This is a genomic window from Microcoleus vaginatus HSN003, from assembly GCF_022701255.1.
In the GTDB taxonomy this organism is placed as follows: Bacteria; Cyanobacteriota; Cyanobacteriia; order Cyanobacteriales; family Microcoleaceae; genus Microcoleus; species Microcoleus vaginatus_B.
In genome coordinates this window covers 2,358,631-2,374,970 of record NZ_CP031705.1, presented here as the reverse complement: position 1 = coordinate 2,374,970, position 16,340 = coordinate 2,358,631, and the positions used below count along the sequence as shown (strand labels likewise).

At 45.8% G+C, this 16,340-nt stretch carries 15 protein-coding genes; 4 read left to right on the top strand and 11 right to left on the bottom strand.

Translation table 11 applies throughout. The features are described from left to right. Nucleotides 1-192 precede the first annotated feature (192 nt). Nucleotides 193-930 (top strand): low-complexity tail membrane protein, encoded by a 738-nt coding sequence (locus D0A37_RS10180; protein WP_242723785.1) that lies wholly within the window; start codon nucleotides 193-195, stop codon nucleotides 928-930. Nucleotides 931-1,171: 241 nt separating this feature from the next. Beyond that, nucleotides 1,172-1,396 carry a hypothetical protein gene (locus D0A37_RS10175; protein ID WP_242723783.1) on the top strand — a complete coding sequence of 75 codons (225 nt, stop codon included), beginning with the start codon at nucleotides 1,172-1,174 and terminating at the stop codon, nucleotides 1,394-1,396. 212 nt (nucleotides 1,397-1,608) lie between these two features. On the opposite strand, the gene D0A37_RS10170 is transcribed toward D0A37_RS10175, so the two are convergent. The 9 genes from D0A37_RS10170 to D0A37_RS10130 form a co-directional block, all read right to left on the bottom strand. After that, nucleotides 1,609-2,304, bottom strand: a complete 696-nt coding sequence (locus tag D0A37_RS10170) for a glycosyltransferase family 4 protein (protein ID WP_242723781.1) — start codon at nucleotides 2,302-2,304, stop codon at nucleotides 1,609-1,611. A 74-nt stretch (nucleotides 2,305-2,378) separates the two neighbouring features. Next, nucleotides 2,379-2,834 carry a hypothetical protein gene (locus D0A37_RS10165; RefSeq protein ID WP_242723779.1) on the bottom strand — a complete coding sequence of 152 codons (456 nt, stop codon included), beginning with the start codon at nucleotides 2,832-2,834 and terminating at the stop codon, nucleotides 2,379-2,381. A 293-nt stretch (nucleotides 2,835-3,127) separates the two neighbouring features. Continuing rightward, entirely contained in the window at nucleotides 3,128-3,313 is a 186-nt protein-coding gene (locus D0A37_RS10160) for a hypothetical protein (protein ID WP_242723777.1), read from the bottom strand. Between the two features lie 114 nt (nucleotides 3,314-3,427). Then, nucleotides 3,428-3,706, bottom strand: a complete 279-nt coding sequence (locus D0A37_RS10155) for a DegT/DnrJ/EryC1/StrS family aminotransferase (RefSeq protein ID WP_242723776.1) — start codon at nucleotides 3,704-3,706, stop codon at nucleotides 3,428-3,430. A 6-nt stretch (nucleotides 3,707-3,712) separates the two neighbouring features. Next, nucleotides 3,713-4,288 (bottom strand): alpha/beta hydrolase, encoded by a 576-nt coding sequence (locus D0A37_RS10150; protein ID WP_242723773.1) that lies wholly within the window; start codon nucleotides 4,286-4,288, stop codon nucleotides 3,713-3,715. An 815-nt stretch (nucleotides 4,289-5,103) separates the two neighbouring features. Beyond that, nucleotides 5,104-5,412, bottom strand: coding sequence for a DUF3493 domain-containing protein (locus D0A37_RS10145; RefSeq protein WP_242723760.1), 309 nt, complete (start codon nucleotides 5,410-5,412; stop codon nucleotides 5,104-5,106). A gap of 168 nt (nucleotides 5,413-5,580) precedes the next feature. Further along, a complete protein-coding gene (locus tag D0A37_RS10140) occupies nucleotides 5,581-6,813 on the bottom strand; it encodes a DUF445 domain-containing protein (protein ID WP_242723758.1) in 1,233 nt (410 codons plus the stop codon). A gap of 85 nt (nucleotides 6,814-6,898) precedes the next feature. Then, nucleotides 6,899-7,606, bottom strand: a complete 708-nt coding sequence (gene ubiE / locus D0A37_RS10135) for a bifunctional demethylmenaquinone methyltransferase/2-methoxy-6-polyprenyl-1,4-benzoquinol methylase UbiE (RefSeq protein ID WP_242723756.1) — start codon at nucleotides 7,604-7,606, stop codon at nucleotides 6,899-6,901. Nucleotides 7,607-7,847: 241 nt separating this feature from the next. Continuing rightward, complete coding sequence (locus D0A37_RS10130; protein WP_242723754.1) at nucleotides 7,848-8,792, bottom strand: response regulator; 945 nt, start codon at nucleotides 8,790-8,792, stop codon at nucleotides 7,848-7,850. A gap of 156 nt (nucleotides 8,793-8,948) precedes the next feature. Between D0A37_RS10130 and D0A37_RS10125 the strand changes: the two genes are divergently transcribed. After that, the gene (locus tag D0A37_RS10125; protein ID WP_242723753.1) at nucleotides 8,949-10,043 is read left to right on the top strand and encodes a RuBisCO accumulation factor 1; all 1,095 of its coding nucleotides are present in this window, start codon (nucleotides 8,949-8,951) and stop codon (nucleotides 10,041-10,043) included. A 151-nt stretch (nucleotides 10,044-10,194) separates the two neighbouring features. Here D0A37_RS10125 and D0A37_RS10120 read toward each other — a convergent pair whose 3' ends face one another. Beyond that, nucleotides 10,195-11,202 (bottom strand): DUF4349 domain-containing protein, encoded by a 1,008-nt coding sequence (locus D0A37_RS10120; protein WP_242723751.1) that lies wholly within the window; start codon nucleotides 11,200-11,202, stop codon nucleotides 10,195-10,197. Nucleotides 11,203-11,493: 291 nt separating this feature from the next. Here D0A37_RS10120 and D0A37_RS10115 point away from each other — a divergent pair, with 291 nt between their 5' ends. Continuing rightward, on the top strand, nucleotides 11,494-13,956 hold the full coding sequence (locus tag D0A37_RS10115; protein ID WP_242723749.1) for an ATP-dependent helicase: 2,463 nt from the start codon (nucleotides 11,494-11,496) through the stop codon (nucleotides 13,954-13,956). Between the two features lie 454 nt (nucleotides 13,957-14,410). Here D0A37_RS10115 and D0A37_RS10110 read toward each other — a convergent pair whose 3' ends face one another. Beyond that, nucleotides 14,411-16,249 carry an RluA family pseudouridine synthase gene (locus tag D0A37_RS10110; protein ID WP_242723747.1) on the bottom strand — a complete coding sequence of 613 codons (1,839 nt, stop codon included), beginning with the start codon at nucleotides 16,247-16,249 and terminating at the stop codon, nucleotides 14,411-14,413. Nucleotides 16,250-16,340 lie beyond the last annotated feature (91 nt).

The following is a 16,340-nucleotide window of genomic DNA, read 5'->3' as shown; positions in this document are numbered from 1 at the left end:
CATCGTCTTGGCTGTTCCTAAAAATTCTTAATTTAAAACTCAAATAAGACTTACACAAAGCAACCGAGTTGCCTCCCACAATGCTCGGTTTGACCCCTAGATATGTACTCTTCGCACGGGTTTCTTGGTTAAGAGTGCGTCGCAGACTATCAAAACTCAAAATTCAAAACTCATAACTCATAATTATTGAAAGTGCGTTCTTTTTGGTCAGATCCTTTTTTGTGGATTCACCTTTCTGGGGCGGCTACACTGCCGATTTTCCTAGGACTGTGCTTGCTGGGACTGGCAGTGGGTTCTCCCCTGCTCCCTGTCTGGTTAGAAATGTTTTTAGTGGCTGTAGCAGGTATTGTTCCTGTGCTGTGGATGCAGTGGTTTCGCCCTTTTTACATTTTTAGTATTTTAGTTGTGGCGGTAAAACCGCAGAATTTAACTTCTGTGCAGCACCGGATTCTGACTCGGTTTAAAACTAACTTAAATAAAGGACTTGCTTTATTTGTCGCTGTTTTGCTGGCAGTAATTTTGTGGCAGCTTTACCGATTCGCTCCCCTCGCGGCTTCGGTGGCTCCCTTTCCTCCTTCCTGGCGGTGGGCTGGATTGTTGTTGGCAGCTTCTGCTTTTTTAGCTAGCAATTTGTTTTTGCAGGTGTCTGCTAGTGTCATGCCGGTTTTGCTGACGCCAGAATCAGAATTTGCAGCGACAAAGCCTCATGTTGTAGAAAAAATTCGGCAGGATTTTACGATCGCGCCTTGGCAAGTCGATCGACTTTTGCCGGCTTTGGCAGCCGAGACAACTGCCGCTGTGGCTGCACCCGTAGAGTCAATTAGGCCAGCATCCGGCGGGAATTCGTCAGTCGATAGTATTGTCAACCCAAAACCTGCTGACACCAACGGCGTTACATCTCTACCCGAACAGTCGATCGAAAAAAAGTGAAATTAAAAATTAAGAGGGGGACAATTGTAGTTTAAGCTACTTTAATTTGTACAGATGTATGCTTTGAAAAAAATAGGTAAGGCCCCTCTTCGGATAGAGATTATTAATAGTCTTAATATTGAATTTTTAATCCCAGAGTGTGGATATTTTATATTGGCTATGTGGAGAGAAGAATCTATAATAGAGAGTGTCAAGGTCAGCTTTCAATCCTTACAGGGGATTAAAACAGAGGTATAACAATATGGCGAATTATCTACCGATCGCAGAAGAACCTCAAGGCGCAGAGGCGATGGAGCTGTGCGAAGATTCTGAAATCTGGGGCAGTCTCAAATCCGCGATCGGCGCAAGTTCAGGATTTCAACGCTGGCAGCTAGAACTAAATTTTGAGCGTCAGCAGCAAAATGCCACCATCGATCAGCAGGTTCGTTCCTATCTGCGGGAAACTTTAGAAACTTTGGCTTACTGAGAACAGCCAAGCCAAATGCTGTAACCGATAGTACCTTTCCATCGCCCCATGTTTAAAACCAACTTGAAACACGGCGTTAATTTCACGATTTTTCAGAACAAAGGGCGTTTTAGAATGAATCATAGATATCCTAGCTCCTTCTATTCAGGAGCTAGGACGTTATCGATACCTACTTAAAACTTAAAAAATCACCGGATTGAATCGTCCAAAAATTAACTGAGTTCCTGCAAGGATTCAAGTAATACCTGAGCACTATGCCGATGGGGGAATTTAGCAGCAATCTTCTGTCGTGATTTCTGAATCAGGCTCAATGTTAATTCTTTGTCCTTTAGCAATTTTGCTATAGCCTCTGCCATTTTTTCGGGATTTTCCGGCGGGGCTAGCCTACCGTCAACACCGTTATCTATCAGTTCCGCCATTCCACCCACCTGCGTCACGACGACTACAGGAGTTTCCATAGCCATTGCTTCCATAACAACTATAGAAATTCCCTCTTTCAAGCTGGGTAAAACAAAAATATCAGCCTCTTTATAACCTTGGCGATTTCGTTCTTCTGAGACAGAACCAAGCAGCTCCACATAATCAGACATGGATTGCTCTTCAATGAATTTCTCCAGTTCTTTGCGGTAGCCATTACCACCCTTTTCATCCTCACCAGCAATCTGCAAGCGCACGTCAAACCCTCGTTCTCGAAGCAACTTCACTGACTCAATCAGGTACTTTTGTCCTTTCGCTATATTAAGACGGCCGCAAGTGTAAATTCGGCAGTGACTGCCTTCCTGCCAAGGACTATAGGGAGTTTCACGCTTAACTTCATCTAGATTTACCCAGACTGGTAACACCCTCACCTCCTTGGGCAAGAAGCCTGCCAGCTCATCTTTGAGAAAGTTGAGGAGTTGCTCAGACATTACAGAAGCAAAAGCAGAATGTTTCCATTTTGGTTCTTGATTGGGCCCAAAATCTTCTAACTGACCGAGAAGAGTCAGACTATAAGTGATCTCCGAAAGTATGGAGGCAAATAGGGCAATATTAGCAGCATTGCTACAGGAATGAACGTGGACGTGAGACAGCCCTGAGTTCTGGCAAGGCAAGCTAGCTTAGCCCCCATAACAATTAATACCAAATAGTAAAGCCTTTGAGAAAAGGATAGATTTTTAGTATTAGCCATTACACTGAGGCAGCGCCACCAGGCAATCGGGCCAGCTTTGATGAGTTCTATGGGAACCTTCACAAAATCTTTGGTCTCAAAGGGTATCAAATAATCAGTCATACTTTGCGCTTTCTGGGCCCAAGTATGTACAACTTTAGTGGGCGGACGGCGGGTTGATATCATGTGAGGTTTCATACCAAGCTCGAGCATTGCTTGATATTCTCGCCATATCCAAGTATGAGTTTGTCCGGGAAATTCAGGGATAAAGTAGCCAATCTGTTTATTCATTATTGATTCTTTTCCTTAGCAACTCGACAAATTAAAATATGCTAAACAATCGGTTGTTTGTTCCAGCTCAAAGATTTGCTGGCGGAACCCACGCCCTGCTATTTTTTGGGTATTAGAAGTTTTAATAGCTACAAATATAGTTTTGGGGATACCTACAACTATATTTGTATCCACCAAAAGCCCCAATCCCCCTACGTTGAAAGGGTGTAAAAATTTAGGGTACTGAATGTGAGCCGTCATTCAATCAATGCTGACTAGCGGGAGAGGTTTCACATTGTTTTTTGGCTAATAGTCTAGGCAACTTGGCGGGCTGTGAGTTCTAATCGATTCCGAACTTTGCCGATCGCCAAACACTTTTTAACAGCAGCAATTACATCTTCCACATCTGCATCTGTTAATTTTGCCGAAATCGGCAAGCTAACTGTATGCCGCCCGATGTACGCAGCATTCGCATAGTCTTCCGGCTGCCATCCAAACATTTCTTGATAGATTAGGATGTTCCGGCATACTCATGTAATGTACGCCGACACCGATATTTTCAGCATTGATAGCGTTGAGACACTCGTCGGGGCAGATTCCTGCTTTGGCTTCATCTACCAGAAGGTGTACAGGTGATAAGCATGAATTGTATCCGGTTCAGGTTTGGCGGGCAAAGTAATCGGCAGATCCGCAAATGCTTCGTTGTAGCGCTGCCAAATCTGCTCCCGTCGCTGCCCATAAGGAGGAATTCGTTTCATTTGATGAATGCCGATCGCAGCTTGCAGATCCATCATATTGTATTTAAAACCGAGTCCCACCACAATGTAACTCCCCTGTAATTGATGCCGGTTCAGAAACATTGTGCGATCGCACGAATCAACCCTCCTTGGCAAAATCCGCTACAGTCTAGGCAGGCGAATCTTGTTTAAAATATTTTGCAGCCGTTCTGAAACGCCGCCCAATTGTTCTGACCAAACTACAAGTTTACCGTAAGCTTCAACTAAGCGATCGCCCTCAACATAAACTTCTGAATTCGGATAATTCTTCATCGCTTCCAGCAGCGTAATCTCGTTATCATTAGTTGCAGACAGCACCAAGGCCTCGCGCAAAGCTTCTCGATTTGCATTCCCCGAAGGATTGCGAATTACCTGACCCACTTCATCAAGAATTATTTCCCCAAGCTTACTGTTAAGCGTCCCATCCAAAAAGCTTTGACTCACTTTCACCGGTCTCGTCAGACTGCTGCGAACCGCTTCCGGGTCTTTGTTTGCTTTTCCCAGCAGCATTTCTAACGCGGGCGACATTTTCCCAGTTTCTACAAAAATTTCTAATTCGCTGACGGGTAAAGTCATTCGGATCGCACTGTATTTGAGCACTACCTTTTCGGCAGCCCCCGCAGCATTACTATAAAATACAATTCCCACGCCTGCTGCTAAAAATAACGTCCACCGCCTTTTGAAAAATGATCGACCCATAGTAAAATCTCCCAACATCTTTTTCTACTTAGACTTTGACACATCTCATATCAATTCCGGTTGCACTCCTTATGATGTTGACTGTTGACTGTTGACTGTTGACTGTGACTCGAACAACTGAAAATTGCGCCGAGATAGGTGGCAACTTGTAAAAATTATTCATGAATTGCCCTCTAATTTATCATTCCGAGGCAGCCGGAAACGATATCATTAGTTACTGCACAGACTAAGCTCTTCGGGAAATGCCACCTTATTCGATCGCTCCAGCCGTTATACCATTTTAGATTTTAGATTTGCGAATGACTGATGATTATCATGGTTGGGAGCATGAGCCTACAGTTGCATGATTGTTGGGAACTCGTATTACCTATATCGGATGCTAGGCAAAAAACTCGGTTCCGGGCGCTGGTACGGGCTTCTGTGTACGCGGTCGGCACACTACTGATTGTATCTCCCAATCTCCCGAGCCTCCCACAATGCCGAACGCTAGCTCTTCTATCAGTGAAGGCGATTTCCTTATATTTAATTGCTTTAAAGCTGTTGGGAAAAATAGCCAACGCCAGCTCTTCTATTAGTGAAGGCTGGCGCTGGGCTTAAATTTATTTTATATATTTAGGGTCTTTATGAAAGCTGACCCCAATTGAACGAATTACAAGCGGTTTATGATTAGGACCTTTAAATTTGCTGACCCCAATTGAACCCACACCATTATTATTACAGGGATCGCTGACAAACCATGATTTCATAATAATTTCTTTATATTTCTAACTTTTCCTTGCCTCAGATAGATATTTGTCTCGGTTTGTAAACTTTTGTTACTTCGACTTCGGGGATCGGCCCTCGGCGCGCTGCTCCCAGCGAAACAGGAACACCATCAGGGCTACAACTCCGACTTGGAGAGCAAAATTAGGCAAAGCAGAACCAATTTCCCGCCCCGAGGCAATTTTAGCGAGGAACACCAAGCCGCCGATAAAGCCCGAAGCGCCACAAGCTATGTAAACAAACTGTCGCAGAGGCCGGTAGGGGGTGGCCATTTCTGCGGTTAAACGCTCGTATTGTTGGCGGCTGAGGTTGCGCGGGTTTTTTGGGATGTTTGTGCGATCGTCTGAATTGGGGGCTGGCATAGATTTAGGAAATAAGTAAATTAGCATGGGGCCACAAAAAGCCGGTTTCTACCAAAAATCCTCTGTCTGAGGTGGCTAATACGGTCGAAAAACCAGGTTTTTGGTAGTGGGGGCGCAAGTCGAGCGAATATTAGACTACAACAAATATCTCACAACTGCCGAAATAAATCACCGCTGAATCCAAAGTACAACTGTCTGCAAACAGCCGACAAAAACGCCCAAAATGCCTCCTAAATTTACAATTCCCTGCAACTCGCTTTTGACAATTCCCTGAATTGCTAACTCCAACTCTTCAGGAGAAGTACCTTTGACTCGATCGACAATCACCTGGTCAATATTCAAAATCGGGATAGCCTGAGCTACAATATTTTCTAAATCCCGCTCTAGATAGCGTTCTAAAACCAAAGCAAGTTCTTTGCTAACAATTTCCAGGGAAGCGCTCATCACCGCTGAAGTCTGCAATCGATTGAGAAGCAACCGCGAAATATTTTCCCAGTCAATAGATTTACTCAACCCCTCAAGTACGTCTGTACCCCGCTCTTGAACGTAGCTGCGAACGCTGTCGCGCATAGTTTTTCGCAACTGTCTCACAGTCGAAACCGGTAAATTTTGCATCGACAAATTTTGCAGCCATTCCTGAATTCGCCCGCGAATCCCCAAAGAAATAGTTAACTCTGCTAAGCGCTGATTTGTAGCTTCTCTGTCATCCAGACAAAAAGTCCGCAGCCGAGTTAAAGTGTTCCGCAAACCAAACAAATTTGCTACTACCCAATAAGTGCCGCTGGTTTTTTCTCGAAACCCTTCATCGATAATCGAAATATTGCGATCCGTCAAAAAGTCAATTAAAGCCTGCCGCAGCACTTCCGGTGGTATTACTACCTGCAACAACCACTCAGCAAGCTGAGCCGCCTGAGCTTCAGTTAACTGAATCTCCAGCAAAACTTGGTCAAAAATTTGATTTAGCTGAACTTCTAAAAAATCTTCCCGGCGCGCCATAACTTTGAGAATTCGCGGCACAGATTCCCCCAACAAATCTCGCAAAATGTTAGCGAGAATTTTAGCCGTTTTTTGCTCTGCGTCTGCTTTTACCTGATCCAGCGCCAACTGCAACAACCAGAGAATCACCGACTGCATCCGCTCGGTTTGCAGGAGGCGGCGAGCTAAGTTTTGCAGTTCCTGTGGCGTCAGCAGCGAACCCATAATGGTGTCGGAAATTCGCTTTGCTAAACGCTCTTGGTTGCGGGGGATCAAGCCTGGAGTGAAAGGTAACTTCCGCCCTTTGATGTAAATAGCTCGATAGGGGCGGAACAGCATTTGGATAGCTATATCGTTAGTGAAATAGCCAATAATTCCTCCCACTACAGGTGGGGCCAACAACAGCCAAATGTCAGACGGATTCATAAATGATTAAAAATAGGGTAAGGTGCACAGGGATCAGTGCACCCTATAGTTAGATAGCTGATATAGACTGCAAGCATTTTTAATTTTAAATTGCTTTGCCCAGTACCAATACTCCCATCATAGCTCCGGCAATCGGGTAGTGGGTGGCGGCGGCAAATCCGGCTTTCTGGGCGATCGCCACTTGCTCCTGGCCGATCGGGAATTTTTCTAAACTAGGATTAATGTAGGCATATTCTTGAGTCATGCCAAATTGCTGAGCAATGGGCACTACGAGAGTATCTAAATAAAACTGCTGAAAGCTCCGCATTAGGGAATTGCTGGGGCGGTGGAGGTCGAGAATAGCGGCTTTTGCACCGGGTTTGAGTACGCGGTGCAATTCCTGAAGACTGCGGGGGATGTCAGTCACGTTACGCAGGCCGTAACCCATTGTGGCGCAGTCGAAGTAATTGTCAGCAAAAGGCAAGTCTAGGGCGTCAGCTTCTACCCAGGAAATGGGACTTATAGGGGTGAGAAAAGGTCGATCGCGCCTGGCCGCCACGGCCAATTGTTCGGGGGAAAAATCTACTCCAAATACGCAACCGGTCGGCCCTGCTTGTTTGGCCAGCAACAAAGCTAGATCTCCGCTACCGCAGCACAAGTCTAAACAAGTATTTCCGGGGCCAGCACTGCTCCATTTCACCGCCATTTGCTTCCAAATCCGGTGTTGCCCAAAGCTCAACCAGTCGTTCAATTGGTTGTAAACTGGTGCAATTCGATTAAATATAGTTTTAATTTCTTCGGCGTTATTAGTCATTGGTCATTATTGGTCATTGGTGATTGGTAATTGGTAATTGGTCAGCCGGAAAAAATAATTAATCCGTGCATTCATGTCATGCTGTCGCCAGTCATTAATGCTTTTTTATTTGTTAGCGGTTGGTGATTGTTTTTCTATAATCATTGGTTTGCTATCATTTTCGACTCCAGAGAGCCGATTGATGACTAAAGACTAAAGACTAATGACTGATGACTGATGACTGATGACTGATGACTGATGACTAATGACCCTGAAAACTCGTCAATACCAAAGCAACTTCTTGAGCGGCGAGGTGAACTGTTGTGAGTTCGTCGGGGCGCAGGGAACAAGGTTGCTTCCACTGCATGGAAATCAGGGCGATCGATCGACCTTTGTGAATCACCGGGATAGTCAGGTGAGCTTGAATGCCGGATTTCTGATAGTGTGGCAGACTCGCTAGGTTTGTGTCGATCCCAATATTTACAGCACCCTGAATAGTTTGAGAGCTAATAGCTTCTCGAACCAGAGGGTCATCTGCCAGCCAATTTTCCACAGTTGAACCCGTGGTGTGACAGCCTTGGACTGATGTTAAAACATTTCCTTCCACCAGTTGCAAAATGCAAGAGTCCGCCAAAAAGTTATCACTTATAGCAGTAGCAATTGGATCTAAACTTGCTTCCAAACTCGGATAATCCACAGCCGTTTGCATGATTGTTGCTAACAGTTGTATTTGATTTTGGGCGCGATCTAATTCCTCAGTCCGCTGCTTAAGAATTTCATAAGTCTCGGCAGCCTTTTGCACCACCATTTTCAATTCGTTCGGGTCCCAAGGCTTAGTGATATACTTGTAAACCTGTCCTGAGTTAATCGCATCCACCAAGTCTTCAATGTCCGTAAAACCAGTCAAGATAATTCTGACCGTATTCGGAAACTGCGGCACGGTTTTGCTCAGAAACTCCGTTCCCTTCATTTCGGGCATCCGCTGGTCGGAAATGATGACGGCGACCTCGCCTTCGATGCCGAGGACTTCCAAGGCGCGAATTCCGCTCTCAGCTTTGAGCACGTTAAAATCTCGTCGGAAAGTGCGGTAGAGTAAATCCAGATTGTCTGGTTCGTCGTCTACTACCAGCATTTTGGGCTTTTTCGGTCTGTGTAGGGTCATGAGCTGGCGTTTAATTTGATCTAGCTCTGAAATGGCATTATCCATAACAATACGATAAACTCCCCTTTGTAAATTTAGGCGAGCAACTATTCTGTAACAATAGTCTCATAACTCACTTACTATTAATCTATCGCTCTGCCGCGACACGAGCCTTGCCGGTATCCAATCACACATAACTTAACGCTGGTTTTTGATTCAATTATGACTGATACACCGCAAGATTCATCCCCTCCTGCATCTCCATCCTCCACAAATGCTGTGGATGCCGAAAAGTTAATTCGATCGCTCCGCCGAAAAGAAGGCACTTGGGTAGAGTGGGGACAGGCCTGCACTGCACTGCTAAAAGCTGGCTACAACTCTCAAAGGATTTTTGAAGAAACTGGTTTTGAGCCAATTCAGCAAAATCAAGTGAGCGTCGCAGCCCAAGTTTACACCAGCATGGTCAATGCTGGGGCTTCAGACGAAGTTCGATCGCACTTTTTGGGCAAAGGTAGTGATATCTTATACGAGTTTCGGATTCTCTCTCAAGTAGAGCGGGCCGGAGCGGCTGCTTTGATGCTAACCCACAATTTGGATGTTGACGATGCTCGCCAAGTTGCTAAAGCGATCAAGGAGTTTTCGCACTTCGGGAGTCTCCCCCAAGGGTTCACAGACACTCCCGGCGATGCTATGGCTTACCAATGCTGGCAATTAGCGAGACAGAAAAGCGATTTGCAAGAGCGATCGCGCTTAATTGCTCGCGGTTTAAAATTAGCTAGCAGCCCAACGGCTAGGGCGCAAATCGAGCAGTTGCTCGTTGATTTTACCGTAGTTTCCAGACGGGAAGCGCCCCGCCTGCCCGTCTACAGGCTCGATACCGAGGAACAATTGCCCCGGATTGTCCCGGTTGTGGGCAAATTGCCGCTTTCTACGACAGATTTGCTGGCAGTGCCTTTGCCGGAGGAAATCGAGCCATTCCGAATGGTAAAATTTTCCGGCGCCGGAGCTTGGGTGGCGATTCCCGGATGGCAGGTAATTTTGAACGCTGAAGATCCGGTGGCTGTTTTGGAAATGAGCGATCGATTGCCGGTACCGCTGCAAGGTAAAGTTGAAGAAGTTTTGATTATTGCCGATCGAGCCCAAAGACAGTGGGATGCTGACAGTTATTTCCTCGCCGATAACGCTGGCAATTTAGAATTGTACTGGTTTGAACAATCCCCAGATATTCCTATTTTGGGGCGAGTTGTTCTGGTGATGCGTCCCAAAAAGATTGTGGATGAAGACTATATCAAAGATGGATGGCAAATTGATGATTAGTCAGTTGTCAGTTGTCAGTTGTTAGTTGTTAGTTGTCAGTTGTTAGTTGTTGTCAGTTGTTAGGTATCAGTTGTTAGTTGTTATCAGCCAACAGTCAACAGTCAACAGTCAACAGCCAACAGTCAACAGTCAACAGTCAACTGACTACTGACTACTGAGGCGGTTTCGGTTCTTGAATTTGCGGAACAGAATGCTGTTTCTTAAATCGATTAAAGCCGTAAACCGCAGCCGCAATTAACAGAAAATAAGGACTGTAAGCCAACAGCCAAATACCCAAAGCAAACAAACCGAGCGTCAATTCACCCACAGAATGAGTTGCTTTCCCCCAAGTTTCCTGCACCCGCAAACCTAGAGAAGGTTCGGGAGTTTGTTGAGCCGATACTGCTGCTTCTAGAGTTAAGCTAATAGTCGAATAGGCTACTTGATTTCGCAAACTTTTTAACTGAGCGTCAATGCGTTCGATCGACTCCCGAATATTGCTCAACTCTTGAGAAACTTTGAGCACATCGCCGACAGAACCCGATCGCTCCATAATTTTTAACACCATTTCTTCCGATTTGCGGAGGTTCCGCAGTCTAGCCTCGCTGTCAACTAATTGATTGGTAACATCCTCAGCCGTCAGAGCACGGTTCTCTACAGTTCCGAGTTTTGCCAAAGCCTCTAAAGTAGTTTCTAACCGTTCTTGAGGCACGCGAATCTCCACAGACGCGGTTTGGCGGACACTCGAATCCGGCGGCTTTTGATTTTGGAAACCCAAGATATCGCCTTGCTGTTTTTCGACAATATTAGTAACAGATTTAGTGCTGGCGTCAAGAGATTTGACAACTAGACTGAGTTGGGCTTTTTTAATCAGTTGGGGACGGGTTGCTGGAGTTTCTGCTGCTTTTTTTGATGCACCAGGAGTTTTTGACCTTTGGGCTGCTGGCTCGGGTGCTGGTGCCGATTGTGGAGCCGATGTCGCAACTTGGTTTTCAGGGATGCGGGATGAAGCTGCGTCGGGTGGAGCGCTGCCGGTCGATTGATCTCCTCCGCAGCTAGGCAAAGCAATGGCTGAAGATAAAGTTAAGAATACCGCCACAGCAAAACGAGCTGTGCTGTTGTTGGCTGGGTTTGGGTTTGGCTTGGGCGGGGGGGAATTGATTTTGAGGTGAGTTTTCATTTGGGTGACTCCTCTAAAAAAGGCTTTGGTATTGAATTTTATGGTGGTTTCAATTTAAGCTTCAATAGATAGTGTTAGTTTAGCCGATACGGAAATGGAAACGGTAGAGGTTGAATACTTTGGGATTTTTAGCTGCAGATGCAGGTCGCTCAATGCCGGTGCAATGACGGTTCGGGATCTGGACATACGCGATCGCAACTACAGCAACTCGGTTTCTGATACCGTTTGAAAAGGCTGAACGCCACAAATATTTTTCTAATCTAAAATCTAAAATCTAAAATCTAAAATCGCATGACAGATGAATTTGATACTGATTTTATGCGATCGACAACCAATATCGATCGCCCGGATGTAGCCTCAGCGCTGTCAGAATCAGGGTTTGCCGCAGTTTTGCGAGAACAAGCTTGCCTTAAAATTCGTGAGAGCTTGCGTGCGGGGCAGCAGGACATGGCGGATTGGCAAGGCGGCCCCCTTGCTGTTTCGGCGGTTCCAGGGGCCGGGAAGTCTACGGGAATGGCTGCTGCGTCGGCAATTGCGATCGCCCGCAACCTGCTTCACAACCGCCGCCAGTTAATTGTCGTGACATTTACGCGATCGGCTGCTGCTAATATTAAAGCTAAAATTCGGGAAAGATTGGCAGAATTATCTTTATCTCAAGGCGGTTTTGCGGTGCACACTTTGCACGGTTTAGCTTTGAATATTGCGATGCGCCATCCTGATTTGTCGGGTTTAAATTTAGAAAATTCAACCTTAGTTACTCCCACTCAAAGTCACCGATTAATTCGTACCTGTGTAGAACTTTGGATTGCGGAAAATCCCCGCAGATATCAAGTTTTGTTGGAAGGACAGCAATTCGACGGAGAGGAAACGGAGAGGCTGCGGCGACAATCGGTTTTGCGGACAGAAATTTTGCCGCAGGTAGCTAAAACTGTGATTCACGAGGCGAAATCTTCGGGTTTATTTCCCGAACAGTTGTTAGAAATGAACGCTCTTGATACTGGGGACGGTTATGAGATTTTAGCTGTAGCTGGGGGTTTATATCAAAAATATCAGGCTTTGTTGAGGAGTCGGGAATTTATCGATTACGACGAAATGATTTTAGCCGCTTTGCGGGTGTTGGAAAATCCGAGGGCGAGGGCGATCGAGCAAAAGCAAGTATTTGCCGTTTTCGAGGACGAAGCGCAGGATTCGACACCTTTGCAGACTCGGCTTTTGGAAACATTGGCGATCGATCCCGATCATCCTAACTCACCTCCCAATTTTATCAGAGTTGGCGATCCAAATCAAGCGATTAATTCTACCTTCACTCCCGCAGACCCGATTTATTTTAACCAATTTTGCGATCGGTGCGAAGTAGAAAATAAGTTAGCAACCATGGACGGCGCAGGCCGTAGTACCCAGGTGATTATCGATGCTGCTAACTTTATGTTGCAATGGGTAAATAGCTCAAAATTAGCGGGAACCGAACAGCCTTTTCGCGACCAAACTATTAAGCCAGTACCCAGCGATGACCCGCAGCAAAATGCAAATCCTGCCCCCATTGGTCGCGGCTTAGAATTGCATACTCCCCGCGATATTTACCATACAATTGAGTTAATTGGCAAGCGGGTAATTGAGTTAGTCGAGGAATTTTTACCGACCGATTTTGAATGGGGCAGTGATGGCAAAGATATCGATTCAGGGGGACAAGCGAGCGAGGGGGAAAATAGTGCCAAATTGCCGTTAGAAAATCTGAAATCGATGGCTATTTTGGTGCGGGAAAACAAACAAGGTAAGTTTATCAAAGAAGTGCTGGAAAATCCTCAAAAACACGGATTAAACTTTGATTTGCGGAAATACGGGATTAAAATTGAGGATGTGGGAGAGCGGGACAGACATTCTCAAGTACCTTGGGAAATCTTAACACTGCTGCAATTTCTCGATCGCCCGCACTCTCCAGATTACCTGAAAGCAGCATTAAAGATTTTGAGCGATCGGCAACTGATCCCCAAACAAGACTACAATGCTTTTGCGACTAGCCCCGAGCAATTTCTTTACCCAGGCCCGCTAGACCCGCAGCAGTCAGACCCCGTTCGCAAATGTCGCTATTTTTGCTGCGGTTTGCTGCAAGCTAGCTTAGAATTGCCACCATACCAAATCATTTCATTCTTAGCCTTAGCGCTGCAATACGACCAAACAGAATTAGCCACCGCCGACAAATTAGCAGAACGAGTAGCAATCCAAACAGCCGGGAACAATTCAATGCGGAATATTTTGGATGTACTCAGCGAAATTGTCAGTTCCGAAAGATTTGAACCTGTGGATGCAGACGACAAAATAGAAGAACGCTATACCAGCAAAGGTCAACTAACAATTATTACCATGCACAAAGCCAAAGGATTGGATTGGGATTGCGTATTTTTGCCGTTTCTGCACGAACAAACCATCCCCGGAAATTTGCGAGTTTTGCCGCAAACCCGATTTTTAGGAGATTTCACTTTAGCAGAGGTAGCAAGAGCACAAATTCGAGCAAGTTTGCACGAAAAATATCCTTTACCAAATCTAGGCGAAGCCTGGGAACAAGCAGGTTATTTGAAGACAGCAGAAGAGTTTCGACTGCTGTATGTGGCGATGACGCGAGCAAAAAGCTTGCTGTGGATGGCGGCGGAGAAGAAAGGGCCTTTTACTTGGAACAAACCGGAGAATTTGCAGGAGCAAAAACCTTGTCCGGTAATGCCTGTTTTAAAGCAGAGATTTCCGAGTAATGCCATATAAAAGAAGTAATAAGTAGCTCGTTTCCCGGCTCAACTCATGGGTGACAACTTAAGCTGAAGTTTCCCGATTTTAGGAATTTCTCGATTCTGTCATGACCTTAGTATATACTGCTTTTACTAACGTGCGACTCGCTTAATCTAAATGGCTATAAATATCGAGGGAAGATTAGCATACCCCTCTGGTTAGTACAACTAAATAGACATCCTTGTACAAAATTTACCAGGGGGTCATCTCACTTTTGAGGCGCCTTCTGGTAATATGAATTTTATCTATTTCCCGAAAATCTTCTTGCTTCATCTAATACGCAAGTCTCAAGCATTCTGATTGTTTTAAGCTGGCTGCTAACCTGTAAATTTGCTCAGAATTCAGGTTGCTTTGATGACTCAAAAATAAATATTTGCTGCCTCTATCTGTAATTCCTACTGCTAGACTATCTCTCGTTGCCGCCCTTAGCTCAAAATTGTGTTTCTGTCTTTAGGTATAGCCTTTCTCCCAACTGCGGATGCTCAAATGAAAGTTCCCGCGCGTGCAAGTGTAGCCGCTTCGCAGCAGCCCGACATCCGTAAAGCCGATCGCCCAAAATCGGTATCCCCAACCCTCGAACATCCGCTGCATGAACCCTCAATTGATGCGTGCGTCCCGTCAGCGGCAAAAACTCGACGCGATCGCAATTTCCCTCCCTCGCCATTACCTGAAAGCGAGTAACACTGGGTTTTCCGCACTCCCAATTAACTTGCTGGTAAGGGCGATTTTCGGGAGCGCCCCAAAGTGGAAGATCGATCGTCCCCGCCTCAATTTTTACAGTACCCGAAACCACCGCTTCATAAACTTTGTGAACCTGCTTTTGTGCAAATTGCTGCCTGAGTTGACTGCTAGTTTCTTTGTCCCGCGCCAATAGCAAAATCCCAGATGTTTCCAAATCCAAACGATGCACAACTGTCAAATTTAAACTATCCGGTAACAAGTTACGCAAACGACTGAAAACACTATCTTGATTTTCCAGATAACGACCTGGAACTGACAGCAACCCCGAAGGTTTATTGACCGCGATCAACCATTTGTCTTCATAAATAATCGGTAGCATTTGGGTAACGGGCAAGATGCCCGTTCCACAAGAAATATTATGGTTTTTAGGGCGGGCTTCAACAGCCCCTAAATCTAGAGGTTCTGCCTCCACAATATGTATTTTGGTAACGGGCAAGATGCCCGTTCCACAAGAAAAATTATTGCTGGTGGGGAGTAGGGGTTGGGCTTCTAGCCCGCCCCTCAAACCCTCATTTATATTAGAAACAGTCGGATTTTGAGCCAATCCTGACAGCAAAAAACCCATCAACGGCTGACACCGATCGCTACAAGCACCATAAAATTCTCCCTGTATCTTATCGCCCGATGGTGGCCCCCACCAAAACTCAGCCATTGCCAGCGGTTTCAGATTGTTTACTGCCGCGTAGTGGAGCAATTTTGGCGCGCAACAGTCGCCGGTGCCAGTGGGAATAGAATTAGTTGGCATCAGTGAGGAGAGCGAGATCGATTTTCCCAAAAAATTCATCAGAGTGTAAGCCGCGTGCATTTGCGTCTGAAGTTCGCGGGAAAGTTCTTTTCGCTGCTGTTTCAGCGCCCGCATCCGTCGATCCGCAGCTTCAATGAATTGTTTTAGCGGCTGCAATGTTTCATCCCGCTGCCGTTTCAATTGCCTGCGTTCAATTTTCTCCAAACGGCTTTCTTGATTCAGTTGTTCCAGGGCAATTTCTAGTGTTTCTGCTGCGAGAGTTTGACACAGTAACTGGCGTTTTTCGTCTCGCTGCTGCTTGCAATTGCGATGCCGATCGCTCAAAACTTGCATTTGCATTTCAAACTCCCGAAATAAGGCTTCATACTCTTGTCGCTGCGGGAGTTGATTCAGTGCAATAAGTTCCTGTTTCATCGCCTCCAATTGAGTTAACGTGCGGGCTTCCTCAAAAGCAACTCGATCTCGTCCCGGAATCGGTGGCACCCAGCCCTCAACAATGCTGCAACCGTTCAGCAGCCCGGAAAATGCTTTGAGTATCCCCTGTTCCCCCGAAGGCATCTCCACCAGTAATATGCCGTACATCTTTCCTTCGCGATCGTAGGAATCGTCAGCCGCAAGATACCGCATCAAACCCCGGGCGAGATCCTCAGACATTCGAGTGCGCGGCAGTCTCAGCAGCTCACCATTTTGAGGACAACGGCCTTCGTACCAATAATTGGGGTGCGAGTCGATCGACTCCCGATCGCAGTCAGTGAAATCTAAAAGCGTGTGCAACTCTAGCATCTTCAATTTGGTTTTAAACCTGAATTAGGGCATATGTGCTTGTGTCCTCGATGCTTTCGGTCAATCGAAAATAGAAAATAGAAAATCGAAA

Coding starts and splice junctions, on each gene's coding strand:
- D0A37_RS10175 (WP_242723783.1), top strand. CDS start 1,172: ATGGCGAATTATCTACCGATCGCAGAAGAACCTCAAGGCGCAGAGGCG.
- D0A37_RS10170 (WP_242723781.1), bottom strand. CDS start 2,304: ATGTCTGAGCAACTCCTCAACTTTCTCAAAGATGAGCTGGCAGGCTTC.
- D0A37_RS10165 (WP_242723779.1), bottom strand. CDS start 2,834: ATGAATAAACAGATTGGCTACTTTATCCCTGAATTTCCCGGACAAACT.
- D0A37_RS10160 (WP_242723777.1), bottom strand. CDS start 3,313: ATGTTTGGATGGCAGCCGGAAGACTATGCGAATGCTGCGTACATCGGG.
- D0A37_RS10150 (WP_242723773.1), bottom strand. CDS start 4,288: ATGGGTCGATCATTTTTCAAAAGGCGGTGGACGTTATTTTTAGCAGCA.
- D0A37_RS10145 (WP_242723760.1), bottom strand. CDS start 5,412: ATGCCAGCCCCCAATTCAGACGATCGCACAAACATCCCAAAAAACCCG.
- D0A37_RS10140 (WP_242723758.1), bottom strand. CDS start 6,813: ATGAATCCGTCTGACATTTGGCTGTTGTTGGCCCCACCTGTAGTGGGA.
- ubiE (WP_242723756.1), bottom strand. CDS start 7,606: ATGACTAATAACGCCGAAGAAATTAAAACTATATTTAATCGAATTGCA.
- D0A37_RS10130 (WP_242723754.1), bottom strand. CDS start 8,792: ATGGATAATGCCATTTCAGAGCTAGATCAAATTAAACGCCAGCTCATG.
- D0A37_RS10125 (WP_242723753.1), top strand. CDS start 8,949: ATGACTGATACACCGCAAGATTCATCCCCTCCTGCATCTCCATCCTCC.
- D0A37_RS10120 (WP_242723751.1), bottom strand. CDS start 11,202: ATGAAAACTCACCTCAAAATCAATTCCCCCCCGCCCAAGCCAAACCCA.
- D0A37_RS10115 (WP_242723749.1), top strand. CDS start 11,494: ATGACAGATGAATTTGATACTGATTTTATGCGATCGACAACCAATATC.
- D0A37_RS10110 (WP_242723747.1), bottom strand. CDS start 16,249: ATGCTAGAGTTGCACACGCTTTTAGATTTCACTGACTGCGATCGGGAG.